The organism is Streptomyces fulvoviolaceus (assembly GCF_000718165.1).
In the GTDB taxonomy this organism is placed as follows: domain Bacteria; phylum Actinomycetota; class Actinomycetes; order Streptomycetales; family Streptomycetaceae; genus Streptomyces; species Streptomyces fulvoviolaceus.
On record NZ_JOEY01000001.1, the window covers coordinates 240,092 to 253,717 of the forward strand.

The window sequence follows — 13,626 nt, forward strand, 5'->3', positions numbered from 1 at the left end:
GCTCTTTTGCGGGTGTGTACGGGCGTGAGAATCAGCACCCGTTCCAACGAAACCGACGACCGAGAGGGGTTGAGGGTTGCCCCAAGGGGTAAAGTGATATCACTTAGATAGATCAGGGATAGCCGAAGAGAGCTGTCCGGAACGGGGGATCATCCATGTCCACTCACGACTCCACACCCACCGCCGACGTACCCGAGATGCCCGCCCCGCAGGTGCGGGAGTTCGCCGCGCACAGCATCGGGGGTGCGCTTGCGCTCCTCCTCGGGCTGGTCGGGCTCCTGGCCGCCGTCTTCCTGTTCGCGGCCGGTTCGGTGAGCCCCGGCTTCCCGGTCCTCGGTGTCTTCGTCCTCCTCTGCGCTCTCATCTCGCTGCGCGGGCTCAACACCGTGGCGCCGGGCGAGGCCCGGGTCGTGCAGCTCTTCGGGCGCTACCGGGGCACGATCCGGCAGGACGGGCTGCGCTGGGTGAACCCGTTCACCTCGCGGCGGAAGATCTCGACCCGGGTCCGCAACCACGAGACCCCCACCCTCAAGGTCAACGACGCCTACGGCAACCCGATCGAGCTCGCCGCGGTCGTGGTGTGGAAGGTCAAGGACACCGCGCAGGCGACGTTCGAGGTGGACAACTACGTCAAGTTCGTCGGCACCCAGACCGAGACGGCCCTGCGTCACATCGCCATCGAGTACCCCTACGACGCCCACGACGAGGCCGGTCTCTCACTGCGCGGCAACGCCGACGAGATCACCGAGAAGCTCGCCGCCGAGCTGCACGCGCGCGTGGAGGCGGCCGGCGTCCAGATCATCGAGTCCCGCTTCACGCACCTCGCCTACGCCCCCGAGATCGCCTCCGCGATGCTCCAGCGGCAGCAGGCCGGGGCGGTCGTCGCGGCCCGGCGACAGATCGTGGACGGCGCGGTGGGCATGGTCGAGGCGGCACTCGCCCGGATCACCGAGCGGGACATCGTCGAGCTCGACAACGAGCGCAAGGCGGCGATGGTGTCCAACCTGATGGTGGTCCTGTGCGGCGACCGGGCGCCCCAGCCGGTCCTCAACACCGGGACGCTTTACCAGTGACGGTTCCCTCCGGGGGTTCGGCCCCCCAAGGCCGGTCGGAGCGCAAGCAGGTGCTGCTGCGGCTGGATCCCGCGGTGTACGAGGCGTTGGCCCGGTGGGCCGGGGACGAGCTGCGCTCGGCGAACGCGCAGATCGAGTTTCTGTTGCGGCGGGCCTTGAAGGAGGCGGGGCGGTTGCCTGGTGATGCCGGGCCCCTTCCTCGCCGTGGTCGTCCCCCTGGAGGCTCCGCCCCCGGACCCCCGTCGGCCTGAAGGGCCTCGTCCTCGAACGCCGGACGGCCCGGGGGTTGCAGAACCGACCCCCAGGCCCCGTCCGGGAGTTGTCGCAGAACCGTGACAATCGGCCCCCACCTGCGGCCTCTCACACCCCGCACCCGATCTACACACTCGGCGTATACATGGCGGGTATACACCGTGTGTACAGTCCTCCCCATGTCCATCGGTCACACACTCCTCGGACTCCTGGAGTCCGGGCCCCGCCACGGCTACGACCTGAAGCGGGCCTTCGACGAGAAGTTCGGTCACGACCGGCCGCTGCACTACGGCCAGGTCTACTCGACGATGTCCCGGCTGCTGAAGCACGGGCTCGTCGAGGTCGACGGCATCGAGGCCGGCGACGGGCCCGAGCGGAAGCGGTACGCCATCACCGACGCCGGGATCACCGACGTGGAGCGGTGGCTCGCGACCCCGGAGGCGCCCGAGCCGTATCTGCAGTCGACCCTGTACACCAAGGTCGTCCTCGCGCTGCTCACGCACCGGAACGCGGGCGACATCCTCGACACCCAGCGCGCCGAGCACCTGCGGATGATGCGCATCCTCACCGACCGGAAGCGGAAGGGCGATCTCGCCGATCAGCTCATCTGCGACCACGCCCTCTTCCATCTCGAGGCCGACCTGCGCTGGCTGGAACTGACCGCCGCGCGCCTCGACAAGCTCGCCGAGGCGGTGGCCAAGTGACTCCTGCCGGTTCTCTGCTCGTCGCCGACAAGCTGTGCAAGGCGTACGGACCGACCACCGCGCTCGACGGTGCCGAGTTCTCCATCCACCCCGGCGAGGTCGTCGCCGTGATGGGGCCCTCCGGGTCCGGCAAGTCGACGCTGCTGCACTGTCTCGCCGGGATCGTGACGCCCGACTCGGGGTCGATCACGTACAACGGCCAGGAGATGGCGACCATGAGCGACGCCCAGCGCAGTGCGCTACGGCGGTCCGAGTTCGGGTTCGTGTTCCAGTTCGGGCAGTTGGTGCCCGAGCTCACCTGTGTCGAGAACGTCGCCCTGCCGCTCAGGCTGAACGGCACGAAGCGCAAGGAGGCCGAACGGGCCGCCCTCGCGTGGATGGAGCGGCTGGAGGTCGACGACCTCGGGAAGAAGCGGCCCGGCGAGGTGTCCGGCGGGCAGGGGCAGCGCGTCGCCGTCGCCCGCGCCCTGGTCACCAACCCGCGCGTGCTGTTCGCCGACGAGCCGACCGGCGCGCTCGACTCCCTCAACGGCGAGCGCGTGATGGAGCTGCTCACCGAGGCCGCCCGGTCCGCCAACGCCGCCGTCGTGCTGGTCACGCACGAGGCACGGGTGGCCGCGTACTCCGACCGCGAGATCGTCGTACGGGACGGGAAGTCCCGGGACATGGAGCGGGCCGTATGAGTGCGAGGCAGTGGTCGCGGGACCTCGCCATGGGGGTCCGGTTCGCCTTCGGCGGCGGGCGCGAGGGGTGGACCCGGGCGCTGCTGACGGCCGTCGGGGTCGGGCTCGGGGTGGCGCTGCTGCTGCTGACGACCGCGATACCCAACGCGATGTCCGAGCGCAGTCAGCGCAACAGCTCCCGGGACGACTTCACCTACAACGCGAAGGTGCTGCCGAAGGCGGCCGACACGCTCGTCATCGCGGACACCGACACGACGTTCCGCGACAAGGACGTACGCGGCCGGCTCCTGGAGCCCGAGGGCGCGCGGTCGCCGCTGCCGCCGGGCGTCGGGACGTTCCCCGCGCAGGGCGAGATGGTCGTCTCCCCCGCGCTGAAGGAGCTGCTCGCGTCCGACTCCGGCAAGCTGCTGCGCGAACGCATCCCTTACCGCGTAACCGGCACCATCGGGCCGTCCGGGCTCGTCGGGCCCGCCGAACTCGCCTACTACGCGGGCGGTCAGGGGCTCGCGGACCAGCTGTCCGGCGGCACCGTCGAGCGCATCGACTACTTCGGGCCCTCCAAGTGGAAACAGCCGGACACACTGGACCCGATCCTGCTCCTGCTCATCCTGATCGTCTTCGTCGTCCTGCTGCTGCCGGTCGCGGTGTTCATCGCGGCGGCCGTGCGCTTCGGCGGCGAACGCCGGGACCGCCGGCTCGCGGCGCTCAGGCTGGTCGGCGCGGACGGGCGGATGGCCCGCCGGATCGCGGGCGGCGAGGCCCTTGCCGGGGCGTTGCTCGGGCTCGTCCTCGGCACCGCCTTCTTCCTGGTGGGGCGTCAGCTGGCGGCCCTGGCGGAGGTGCGGGACATCAGCGTGTTCCCGAGCGACCTCAACCCGTCGCCCGCGCTCGCGCTGCTCGTCGCCGTCGCCGTGCCGGCCGCGGCCGTCCTGGTCACGCTGTTCGCACTGCGCGGCGTCGTCATCGAGCCGCTCGGTGTGGTCCGTACGGCGAAGCCGCCGCGGCGCCGGCTGTGGTGGCGGCTGCTGCTGCCGGTGGGCGGCCTCGCGCTGCTGTACCCGATGGTCGGGCAGGGCAACACCAACGGCGACTTCAACCAGTGGCTGGTGATCGGCGGCACCGTGCTGCTGCTCGTCGGCGTCACCGCACTGCTGCCATGGATCGTCGAGGCCGTGGTGGCCCGGCTGAACTCCGGCTCGGTCTCCTGGCAACTGGCCGTCCGCAGGCTGCAGTTGAGCAGCGGTACGGCCGCCCGCATGGTCAACGGCATCGCCGTCGCGGTGGCCGGGGCGATCGCGCTGCAGATGCTGTTCTCCGGGGTCGAGAGCGACTACACCAAACGGACGGGCAACGATCTGAACCGGGCCCAGATGGAGGTCTCGGTGCCCGCCGGTACCTCGGTGACCGAGGCCGGCCGGCAGCTCGCCCGGACCAAGGGCGTGCGCAGTGCGTCGGCCGTCTCGATGACCACGGTCGGGGACCGGGCGAAGGAGCCGCAGAACGAGCTGGAGGTGGCCGTCGGCACCTGCGCGGAGCTGCGCGAGGTGTCCCGTCTGACGTCCTGCCGGGACGGCGACATCTTCCGGATCGGCGACGGCGAGGAGGTGAGCGAGACGAAGAAGCTCGCCGCGGCGGGCACCACCGTGTACTTCGACCCGGAATACGAGGGAGACACGACCGACGCAGTGGCCTGGAAGGTGCCCGCCGGCATGAAGACGGCGGGGCAGCGCGAGGACCCGACCGGCTATGCGCGCAGCGGCCTGCTGATCACGCCGGGCGCGCTGCCCGAGGGCGCTGCGGCCGGCCTGGTCCAGCGGGTGTTCGTGACGGTCGACCCGGCGGTGCCGGAGGCCCGCGACCACGTCCGCAACACCGCCGCCCGGCTCGGCGGCCCGCTGGCGGAGGTGTTCACCCTGACGTCCAGCGAGGAGAATGAGCAGTTCCGGTCCATCCGCACCGGACTCCTCGTCGGCGCCACCTGCGTCCTCATGCTGATCGGCGCGAGCCTGCTGGTGTCGCAGCTGGAGCAGCTGCGCGAGCGCAAGAAGCTGCTGTCGTCCCTGGTCGCCTTCGGCACCCGGCGGCGCACGCTGAGCCTGTCGGTGCTGTGGCAGACAGCGATCCCGATCGCGCTGGGCCTGCTGCTGGCCTCGGTGGTGGGGCTGACCCTGGGCGTGGTCCTGCTGCGGATGACGGGCACCGCGGTGACGGTGGACTGGGCGAGCGTGCTGATGATGACCGGCGTCGGCGCCGCGGTCGTCCTCGTCGTGACCCTGCTCAGCCTGCCGCCGCTGCTCAGGCTGATGCGGCCGGACGGGCTGCGGACGGAGTAGCCGCCCGCAGCCGACTGTCCCATCAGAGGCTGTACTCCCGCACCACCCGCCGGACCTGGGCGAACAGCATGCCCACGTTGACCGACTTGCGGCAGACGACGACCGCCACCACGTCCTGCTGCTCGTTCAGCCGCACGAACAGGTGCGTGAGGTTCTCGCTGTTGACCAGGATCTCCTGGAAGAAATGGTTGTCACTGGTGACCCCGCGGCGTTCCTTGAAGACGTCCTCGATCATCACGACCGTACGGCCCTGGAACAGGTCGAGGGTCGCACCCGCCAGCAGGTCCAGGACCTCTGGCGGGTGGTTGTCCACCGTCTCGTACGACAGCAGCATGCCGGTGGACATGTCGACCACGCCGGAGGCGACACAGTCGGGGGCATCGGTGCGGAGGGACTTGACCAGGCTCATCACCTGGTCGGAGAAACCTTGGTTCATGCGCTTCGTCGCCATCCCTTCAGACTCCTTCTGATGCTTTCTCAGGTGCTTTGTCAGTGAGGATCGAGTCGATACGGCGCAGGGCCGGCTGGGTCGCCCGGTGCAGGTGGTCCACGTCCAGGCCCTCGTCGCCGAGTACGACCATGAGGGCGGTGTCGCCGACCGCGTAGAACGCGGCACAGCCGTGGCTGCCGTAGGTGACCGTCCTGCGCAGAGTGCCGCGGGCGGTCGCCTCGGCGGTGCGGCGGGCGAGGCCGAGGCCCGCGGCGGCCAGGGCGGCGAGGCCCTCCGGGTCGATGGAGTCGGCGGTGTCGGCGGCGATGAGCAGTCCGTCGGCGGCGGCTACCGCCGTGTCCGTGATTCCGGTGACCTGTTCGCGCAGACCGCGCATCTCGAGTGCCAGGGCTTTGTGATCCATGTAATCAACTCCCCACTTTCTTTTCGTATCTGATCGCCATGCATTCGATCAGCACAGTCATTTCGATCAGCACAGTCATTTCGGGATTCCGTTCCGCAGCCGGAAGAAGCTGCCGGGTTTACGGCGGGGCAGCGCGGTCCGTGTCGGTGGCGGGGCCGGTTCGGGGGGCGGCGGTGTCCGCTGCTGGAGCCGATGGCCCTCGGGCAGCGCGCGAACCGGAATCGGTGCGGGCGGCTCGGCGCACACCAGGAGCCCGTCACCGAGCATCCGGGCGACCTCGACCGTCACGGTGTAGACACCGCGTCCGATCCGGAAGGCGAGATCGCGGGCCGTACGGCGGCCGTCGGCGTGGGCCAGCAACTCGTGCTGGAGCACGGTCAGTCGGCCGTCCCGGGCGACCGGCACGGGCACGGGCCGCTCGCGGTCGGGGTGCACGGGGTGGGGCAGCAGGGCGAGGGCGGCGAGTCTGCGGGCCGTGTCCTGGAGCAGCCGGGCGACCGTCTCACCCAGGGCGACCTGGGCGAACGGCTCGGCGGGGGCGACGCGTTCACAGCCGTCCACCCGGCCGGCGGCGATCGCGAAGGCCGCGTCGTGCAGCGCCATCATGCAGACGACCCGGAGCTGGGCGGACCCCGCGTACCCGTGGGCGATGAGCGCGGTCGCCGGCCAGCGCGAGCCGCCGGACTCCCGCACCAGCTCGGCCCACTGCTCACCGCTGACCCGGCCGGAGCGCAGCAGCAGCGCCTCGGGCCCCGGTGCGCCGGGCGACTCCACGGCGACGACGCGGCCGTCCCTGAGGTGGAAGATGCCGCCGGGGGTCCCGGCGACCCGCAGTTCCCCCGAGAACTCGTCGCGCCCGCACTCGGCCAGGGCCGGTGCCAGGATCGCGTAGCCCGACATCACACCCCCAGCCGTGTCGGCATGTCGTACATACGCGTGACGCGTAGCACTGAGGGGGGAATGTGTATCAGTCCGGGCGCATATTCCGGCGGCGGATTTCCTACCTGTCCCCAGTTGACGGAAGTTGAGTTTCCCGGCCGTTCAAAACACTGTGTTCGGCGCTCATTTGACCGATTGACGGCGACAGGTTTTTCAGTCGCTGCCGCCCAACACCCGTACCGGAAGCGGCCGCAGGGCCTCGCGCAGCGCCCCCGCCAGTTCCGTGTACTCCGCGCCGCGGGCCGCGCCGGTGCGCATCGCGAGTCCGATGCGGCGGGCCGGGGCGGGCTCGGCGAAGTAGCCGGTGCGGAGCTTGCTGCTGCGGTCCGTCTCGACCTTGACGGCGCTGCGCGGCAGCAGCGTGACCCCCAGGCCGCCGGCGACGAGCTGGACGAGGGTGGAGAGCCCGGCGGCGGTCGTGGTCACCGGCGCGTCCTTCCGCCCCGCCTCCCGGCAGATGTCGAGGGCCTGGTCGCGCAGGCAGTGCCCCTCGTCGAGGAGCAGGAGGTCGAGCTCCCCGAGCGCCTCGCGCGGGATGCCCTCGCGGCCGCCGAGCGCATGGCCGAGGGGGGTGACGAGCACGAAGTCCTCGTCGAAGAGCGGGAGTTCCACGACGCCGGGGACGCCGAGAGGTACGGCGAGCAGCAGCAGGTCCAGGCGGCCCGTGGTGAGCCCCTCGACGAGGCTGGTGGTCTGCTCCTCGTGGACCTGGAGGTCGAGGTCGGGGTAGCGGTCGTGGACGAGGCCGAGGACGGTGGGCAGGAGGTAGGGCGCGGCGGTGGGGATGACACCGAGCCGGAGCACTCCGGTGAAGGGCGCCCGCACGGCCTCCGCCTCCTCCATGAGCGCCGCGACCTCCTCCAGCACCGCCTTCGCGCGTACGGCCAGCCGCTCACCGGCGGGCGACAGGAGCACCTTGCGGGCCGTGCGCTCCAGGAGCGTGACGCCGAGCGTCTCCTCCAGCGCGGCGACGGCACCCGACAGCGCCGGCTGGCTCATACCGATGGCGGTCGCCGCGTCCCGGAAGTGCAGGTGCTCGGCGACGGCCGCGAAGGCCCGGAGCTGGGCCAGACTGGGCTGCCGCCTCCTGGCCCCGCCATTGCTCACAGTCACTGATAAACGCCTCCGATCAACACAACCGAGTGTAGCCATTTCCTGAATCAATACACCCTGTGTCACGATCGGGGGATGTCGCTGGATTCGCTGAAGTCCTCGATCCCGGACTATGCCAAGGACCTGCGCCTGAACCTGGGCACGGTCATCGACGACTCCGACCTGACGGCCCAGCAGCTGTGGGGCACGGTCCTGGCGACCGCGATCGCCTCCCGCTCCCCGGTCGTCCTTCGCGCACTGGCCCCGGAGGCGAAGGCGAACCTGTCGCCTCAGGCGTACACCGCGGCGAAGTCCGCGGCCGCGGTGATGGCGGTGAACAACGTCTTCCACCGCACGCGGCACCTGTTGTCGGACCACGAGTACGGCACCCTGCGCGCGGGGCTGCGGATGAACGTCCTCGGCGACCCGGGCGTGGACAAGGTCGACTTCGAGCTCTGGTCCTTCGCCGTCTCCGCGATCAACGCATGCGGGCTCTGCCTCGACTCCCACGAACAGGCGCTCCGCAAGGCGGGCGTCGGCCGCGAGGTCGTCCAGGAGGCGTTCAAGATCGCGGCGGTGGTCCAGGCGGTCGGTGTGACGCTGGACGCGGAGGCGCTGCTCACCGAGACCGAGTAGAGCGGCTGTTGCCCCCGGGCTCGGCTACGGCTCCGGGGACCGTTCCACCGGCGCCCTCTCCACGGCCGTAGCGCCTCTCGGTCGCGGTGACTGTCGTAGGGCCGCCTCATGGGAGTACGACCGCAGAGAGCCGACCACCGTGTTGGTCACCGCCACCAGCGGCACCGCGACCACCGCCCCGCCGATCCCCGCGACCATCCCGCCCGCGGCGACGGACAGCACAACGGCCAGCGGGTGCACCCGGACCGCCCGGCCCAGGATGAACGGCTGCAGGATGTGTCCCTCGATCTGCTGGACCGCCAGGACCACCGCCAGCACCATGACCGCCGTGAAGACGCCCTGCGTCACCAGCGCCACGACCACCGCCAGCGCGCCCGACACGACCGCGCCGACCAGGGGGATGAAGGCGAACAGGAAGATGAACACGGCGAGCGGGACGGCCATCGGGACGTCCAGGAAGTAGATGCCCAGGCCGATGAAGATCGCGTCGATCAGGGCCACCATCAGCGTGCCGCGGACGTATGCGGTCAGCGTGCGCCACGCCCGCGGGCCCGCACTGGCCACGCCCGGCCGGGCCGCCGTCGGCACCAGCTTCAGCGTCCACTCCCAGATACGCCGGCCGTCGTACAGCAGGAACAGCGTCGAGAAGGCCGCCAGCAGAATCCCCGTCAGCGCCTCGACGACGACCGTGACTCCCTCGAGCCCCGCCGACGTGATCTGGTCCGTGTTCGCGCCGATCGCGTCCCGCAGGTTCTCCGCGATGTCGTTGATCTGCTTGTCGGTGACATGGAAGGGGCTGTTCAGCAGCCAGTTGCGCAGTTCGTCGATGCCGTCCTGGACCTGGTCGGAGAGGTTGTCGATGTTCTCCATGACCTGCCAGGTCACGAACCACCCGATCAGGCCCATCACCACGAAGCCCAGGACCGCCGTCAACGCCGTGGCGAGGCCCCGCGGGACGCCGCGCCGCGTCAGCCCCGCCACCGCCGGCTGCAGCAACGCGGTGATGAGCAGCGCCGCCACGAACGCCAGCACCAGCAGCTGTACGGCGCTGATGACCCGCATCAGCACCCAGACCGTGCCCGCCAGCACCAGCAGCCGCCAGCCGGCCTCGGCGGCGACCCGTACACCCCACGGCACGGCCTGCGCCGGATCGGGACGGGTGATGACGACCGGCGGCGCGTCGTGGTCAGGGGGCGGCGGAGGACCGTCCTCGGGTGACTGCGGGGCCGATTCGGCGGCGGCGTCCTCGCGCTCCACCTCGGCGCGACGCTCGTCCAACCGCTCGCCCACCTCGGTCAGTCGGGCGCCCAGCCCACCGAGCCACTTCGGCACTCGCGACATGATCCGCCCTCTTCCCCCGTCTTTCCTCACCACTCCCCCCGGAGTTGTCGGTCCGACCGTACATGGCGAAAGCCCCTCCCCCTATGACGGGGAGGGGCTGCGCAAGGTTGAGAGGTTCAGGCCGGCCGCACCGGCTCAGTACCAGTTGTTGGCCTGCCAGAACGACCAGGCCTCGCACGGGCTGCCGTAGCGGCTGTCCATGTAGTTGAGGCCCCACTTGATCTGGGTGGCCGGGTTGGTCTGCCAGTCGGAGCCGACCGACGACATCTTGGAACCCGGCAGCGCCTGGAAGAGACCGTAGGCGCCGGAGGACGCGTTGACGGCCTGGTAGTTCCAGCTGGACTCGTGGTCCACGATGTTGCTGAAGCACTGCCACTGACCACTCGGCACCATCGACTGCGCCATCGACTGGATCTGCGCGACGGTGTACGAGCTCTGCACGGGGAAGCTGGAGGAGGAGCTCCTGCTGGCCGCTTCCTCGGCCTCGGCGCGCTCCTTGGCTTCCTTGGCCGCCTTCTCGGCGGCTTCCTTCTTGTCGATGGCCGTCTGGGCGGCAGCCTTGCGGGCCGATGCCTCAGCGTCCTTCTTGGCGCTCGCGTCCGCGGCGATGGCCTGGGCGTCGGCCTGCTGCGTCAGAGACGCGGTCTGCACCTGGGCCTGCTGACCCGCGGGTATGTCCGCGAGGAGCGTCGAGTCGGCTGCCGTCGCCTCGGCGTCGTTCGGCTGCGCGGTGCTGCCCGAGGCAACTCCGACGACGCTTCCGACAGCGGTGACCGCCGTGGCCGAGGCCACTGCGAATCCCCTGACCGAAATCGGGCTCACACGGTTTCCTTCCAGCATCGTCCGCTTCGGTGACCCTGGCGGACGCAATCGTGCCCCTGCTCACTGGCCTCCCAACTGCGGGGTCACGGGAGGCGCGGGCCCGGTGGGCAACTCCCGCGAGGGGAGCGCCACGTGATGCTCGGGCGGCATACGACGTCGATTATGGAGTTGGCTGTGATGTTGCTGTGGTGCCGTACCGCTGGGGGTACAGGTGTGTCGTATGCGGGGCCTGACAGGAGTGAGACTCTGCCGTAACCCGACGCCGCAAGGCAATTCTGAGTTGCGTGTGAAAGCTCACATCTCGTTTGACCCCAGGGATTCTGAGAAACCGCAACGCGCGAAGGCGCCGCCCGGCTAGGCTCACTGCCTTTCCGGACGGCGCCACCCGATGAACCGATGTGTAGCTACCGCAAGTTCAGCACTTGGGTCAGATGTGCCCGTCCTCCAGCATTTCGGTCACAAGTGCAGCGATCTGGGACCTCTCGGACCGCGTCAGGGTGACGTGGGCGAAGAGCGGATGCCCTTTCAGCTTCTCCACGACGGCGACGACACCGTCGTAGCGACCGACCCTCAGGTTGTCCCGCTGGGCCACGTCATGGGTCAGAACAACCCGTGAATTCGCGCCGATTCGGGACAGAACGGTCAGCAGTACGTTCCGTTCGAGGGACTGCGCCTCGTCCACGATCACGAACGCGTCGTGCAGTGAACGGCCGCGGATGTGGGTGAGCGGAAGGACCTCGAGCATCCCGCGCGCGGTGACCTCTTCGATGACCTCGCGGCTGGCGACCGCGGACAGCGTGTCGAAGACCGCCTGCGCCCAGGGGCTCATCTTCTCGGACTCGGAGCCCGGCAGATAGCCGAGCTCCTGCCCGCCGACCGCGTACAGCGGACGGAAGACCATGACCTTCTTGTGCTGTTGGCGCTCCAGGACCGCCTCCAGGCCCGCGCACAGCGCGAGCGCCGACTTGCCGGTGCCGGCCCGGCCGCCCATCGACACGATGCCCACGTCCGGGTCGAGCAGGATGTCCAGCGCGATGCGCTGCTCCGCGCTCCTCCCCTTGATGCCGAACGCCTCGCGATCGCCGCGCACCAGACGGACGTTGCCGTCCGGCGAGACCCGGCCGAGCGCCTTGCCGCGCTCGGAGTGGATCGTCAGCCCGGTGTGCACGGGCATGTCGGCGGCCTCGGGGACGTAGATGTTCCCCTCCTCGAAGAGGATGTCCACCTGTTCGCCCGGCAGGGTCAGTTCGGACATTCCGGTCCAGCCGGAGGAGCCCGTGATCGCGAGCTCGGCACGGTACTCCTCGGCGAGGAGCCCGACCGAGGACGCCTTGATCCTGAGCGGGAGGTCCTTCGACACGACCGTGACGTCGAACCCCTCGGCCTGCAGGTTGCGGGCGACCGCGAGGATGCGGGAGTCGTTGTCACCCAGGCGGTAGCCGCTGGGCAGCACGCTGGGGTCCGAGTGATTGAGCTCGACACGCACCGTCCCGCCGAGTTCGCCGATCGGGATGGGGGCGTCGAGGCGACCGTGCCGGACCCGGAACTCGTCCAGCAGGCGCAGTGCCTGCCGGGCGAAGTACCCGAGTTCGGGATGGTGCCGCTTGGCCTCCAACTCCGTGACCACGACGATGGGGAGCACTACCTCGTGCTCGTCGAAGCGGTTCAGGGCGTTCGGGTCGGCCAGCAGGACGCTGGTGTCGAGAACATAGGTGCGCCTGTCGGGCATGCGGCGCTTTGTGCTGGTCACCACGGAAGGACGTACCCCCTCGGAAGAGGTCGGGGAGCGACGGAGTGGAGCCGGACCGGTCGACGGCCGCGATGCACGGGCCGAAAACCGGCCCTCCACTGCTTCTTCCGTGCTGAGACCGCACGGTCGAGCTGGTGCAAAGGGCCTCCCGGGCGGACGGCTCCGTGCCGCCCGCTGAGATCCGACACCCGTGGTTCGGGCGTCGACCTGCTTGGCTTATGCCCTCGAACATGCGGTGCCATGCCGACGCATATGGCGGCGCCCTGGTGAACTCCTTGTTACTTCCGCCCCAAACGGGGTACGCCGGGCCCTTCGGGAGGGACCCGGCGTCTCAACTGCGGTAATGGCCTCAGCCGCCGTAGCGGCGGTGGCGCGCTGCGTAGTCGCGCAGGGCGCGCAGGAAGTCGACCTTGCGGAAGGCCGGCCAGAAGACCTCGCAGAAGTAGTACTCGGAGTGGGCCGTCTGCCAGAGCATGAATCCGGACAGCCGCTGCTCGCCGCTCGTGCGGATCACCAGATCGGGGTCGGGCTGGTCGCCGGTGTAGAGGTTGCGGCCGATCGCGTCGACGGTCACGGACTCGGCGAGCTGCTCCAGCGAGGTGCCCTTGTCGGCGGCGTCGAGGATCATCGAGCGCACGGCGTCGGCGATCTCCTGGCGGCCGCCGTAGCCGATGGCGACGTTGACGAGTATCCCGTCGACGCCGGCCGTGGTCTCCTCGGCCTCCTTGATGGCGCTCTGCATCCCGTGCGGCAGCAGGTCGAGCGCGCCGACGTGGTGCACGCGCCAGCGGCCGTCGGCGGCGAGGGTGCGGACGACGTCCTCGATGATGCCGAAGAGCGGCACGAGCTCTTCCTGCGGGCGGTCGAAGTTGTCGGTGGAGAACAGCCAGAGGGTGACGACCTCGACGTCCGTCTCGGTGCACCAGCCGAGGAACTCCTCGATCTTGTCGGCACCGGCCCGGTGGCCCTGGGCGGTGGTGGAGCCGGCGGCCTTCGCCCAGCGCCGGTTGCCGTCCATGACGACGCCGATGTGCTTGGGCACCGTGGCGTGGTCCAGGTGGCCTTCCACCCTGCGTGCGTAGAGCCTGACGAGCAGGCCGCGCAGCTTGTCGCGCAGGTTCACGTGATTGTCAGCCCCTCCGTACTG

The 13,626-nt window shown here is 69.9% G+C and carries 14 protein-coding genes; 6 read left to right on the plus strand and 8 right to left on the minus strand.

Translation table 11 applies throughout. The features are described 5' to 3' along the window. Window positions 1–155: 155 nt before the first annotated feature. From IG08_RS0101160 to IG08_RS0101175, 5 genes are all read left to right on the plus strand, one after another. Window positions 156–1,073: an SPFH domain-containing protein gene (locus tag IG08_RS0101160; RefSeq protein ID WP_030594918.1), complete on the plus strand. Its 918-nt coding sequence runs from the start codon at window positions 156–158 to the stop codon at window positions 1,071–1,073. After that, the gene (locus IG08_RS61065) at window positions 1,070–1,324 is read left to right on the plus strand and encodes a type II toxin-antitoxin system antitoxin (RefSeq protein ID WP_078655380.1); all 255 of its coding nucleotides are present in this window, start codon (window positions 1,070–1,072) and stop codon (window positions 1,322–1,324) included. Before IG08_RS0101160 ends, IG08_RS61065 begins: the two co-directional genes overlap by 4 nt. A 180-nt stretch (window positions 1,325–1,504) precedes the next feature. Next, the gene (locus IG08_RS0101165) at window positions 1,505–2,029 is read left to right on the plus strand and encodes a PadR family transcriptional regulator (protein ID WP_030594920.1); all 525 of its coding nucleotides are present in this window, start codon (window positions 1,505–1,507) and stop codon (window positions 2,027–2,029) included. Continuing rightward, window positions 2,026–2,712, plus strand: coding sequence for an ABC transporter ATP-binding protein (locus IG08_RS0101170; protein WP_030594924.1), 687 nt, complete (start codon window positions 2,026–2,028; stop codon window positions 2,710–2,712). Before IG08_RS0101165 ends, IG08_RS0101170 begins: the two co-directional genes overlap by 4 nt. Next, window positions 2,709–5,045 carry an ABC transporter permease gene (locus IG08_RS0101175; RefSeq protein WP_030594927.1) on the plus strand — a complete coding sequence of 779 codons (2,337 nt, stop codon included), beginning with the start codon at window positions 2,709–2,711 and terminating at the stop codon, window positions 5,043–5,045. Before IG08_RS0101170 ends, IG08_RS0101175 begins: the two co-directional genes overlap by 4 nt. Window positions 5,046–5,067: 22 nt before the next feature. Here the strand turns inward: IG08_RS0101175 and IG08_RS0101180 are convergent, their stop codons facing one another. The 4 genes from IG08_RS0101180 to IG08_RS0101195 form a co-directional block, all read right to left on the minus strand. Continuing rightward, window positions 5,068–5,496: a hypothetical protein gene (locus IG08_RS0101180; RefSeq protein ID WP_030594930.1), complete on the minus strand. Its 429-nt coding sequence runs from the start codon at window positions 5,494–5,496 to the stop codon at window positions 5,068–5,070. 4 nt (window positions 5,497–5,500) lie between these two features. After that, complete coding sequence (locus IG08_RS0101185) at window positions 5,501–5,899, minus strand: roadblock/LC7 domain-containing protein (protein ID WP_030594932.1); 399 nt, start codon at window positions 5,897–5,899, stop codon at window positions 5,501–5,503. 75 nt (window positions 5,900–5,974) lie between these two features. Next, entirely contained in the window at window positions 5,975–6,799 is an 825-nt protein-coding gene (locus tag IG08_RS0101190; protein ID WP_030594935.1) for a hypothetical protein, read from the minus strand. Window positions 6,800–6,991: 192 nt separating this feature from the next. After that, window positions 6,992–7,951, minus strand: a complete 960-nt coding sequence (locus tag IG08_RS0101195; RefSeq protein ID WP_234342773.1) for a LysR substrate-binding domain-containing protein — start codon at window positions 7,949–7,951, stop codon at window positions 6,992–6,994. A gap of 75 nt (window positions 7,952–8,026) precedes the next feature. Between IG08_RS0101195 and IG08_RS0101200 the strand changes: the two genes are divergently transcribed. Next, window positions 8,027–8,566, plus strand: coding sequence for an alkyl hydroperoxide reductase (locus IG08_RS0101200; protein WP_030594941.1), 540 nt, complete (start codon window positions 8,027–8,029; stop codon window positions 8,564–8,566). A 24-nt stretch (window positions 8,567–8,590) separates the two neighbouring features. Here the strand turns inward: IG08_RS0101200 and IG08_RS0101205 are convergent, their stop codons facing one another. The 4 genes from IG08_RS0101205 to IG08_RS0101220 form a co-directional block, all read right to left on the minus strand. Continuing rightward, window positions 8,591–9,907 (minus strand): AI-2E family transporter, encoded by a 1,317-nt coding sequence (locus IG08_RS0101205; RefSeq protein ID WP_030594943.1) that lies wholly within the window; start codon window positions 9,905–9,907, stop codon window positions 8,591–8,593. Window positions 9,908–10,042: 135 nt separating this feature from the next. Next, window positions 10,043–10,729: an aggregation-promoting factor C-terminal-like domain-containing protein gene (locus tag IG08_RS0101210; RefSeq protein WP_030594945.1), complete on the minus strand. Its 687-nt coding sequence runs from the start codon at window positions 10,727–10,729 to the stop codon at window positions 10,043–10,045. A gap of 427 nt (window positions 10,730–11,156) precedes the next feature. Next, window positions 11,157–12,482: a PhoH family protein gene (locus IG08_RS0101215; RefSeq protein WP_030594948.1), complete on the minus strand. Its 1,326-nt coding sequence runs from the start codon at window positions 12,480–12,482 to the stop codon at window positions 11,157–11,159. Between the two features lie 346 nt (window positions 12,483–12,828). Then, the gene (locus IG08_RS0101220; protein ID WP_030594951.1) at window positions 12,829–13,602 is read right to left on the minus strand and encodes an isoprenyl transferase; all 774 of its coding nucleotides are present in this window, start codon (window positions 13,600–13,602) and stop codon (window positions 12,829–12,831) included. Window positions 13,603–13,626: the final 24 nt, after the last annotated feature.

What these genes read in the sequence shown, in the direction of transcription:
- IG08_RS0101205 (WP_030594943.1), bottom strand. Translation starts at nt 9,907, where the DNA reads ATGTCGCGAGTGCCGAAGTGGCTCGGTGGGCTGGGCGCCCGACTGACC.
- IG08_RS0101185 (WP_030594932.1), bottom strand. Translation starts at nt 5,899, where the DNA reads ATGGATCACAAAGCCCTGGCACTCGAGATGCGCGGTCTGCGCGAACAG.
- IG08_RS0101165 (WP_030594920.1), top strand. Translation starts at nt 1,505, where the DNA reads ATGTCCATCGGTCACACACTCCTCGGACTCCTGGAGTCCGGGCCCCGC.
- IG08_RS0101175 (WP_030594927.1), top strand. Translation starts at nt 2,709, where the DNA reads ATGAGTGCGAGGCAGTGGTCGCGGGACCTCGCCATGGGGGTCCGGTTC.
- IG08_RS0101200 (WP_030594941.1), top strand. Translation starts at nt 8,027, where the DNA reads ATGTCGCTGGATTCGCTGAAGTCCTCGATCCCGGACTATGCCAAGGAC.
- IG08_RS0101160 (WP_030594918.1), top strand. Translation starts at nt 156, where the DNA reads ATGTCCACTCACGACTCCACACCCACCGCCGACGTACCCGAGATGCCC.
- IG08_RS0101190 (WP_030594935.1), bottom strand. Translation starts at nt 6,799, where the DNA reads ATGTCGGGCTACGCGATCCTGGCACCGGCCCTGGCCGAGTGCGGGCGC.
- IG08_RS0101180 (WP_030594930.1), bottom strand. Translation starts at nt 5,496, where the DNA reads ATGGCGACGAAGCGCATGAACCAAGGTTTCTCCGACCAGGTGATGAGC.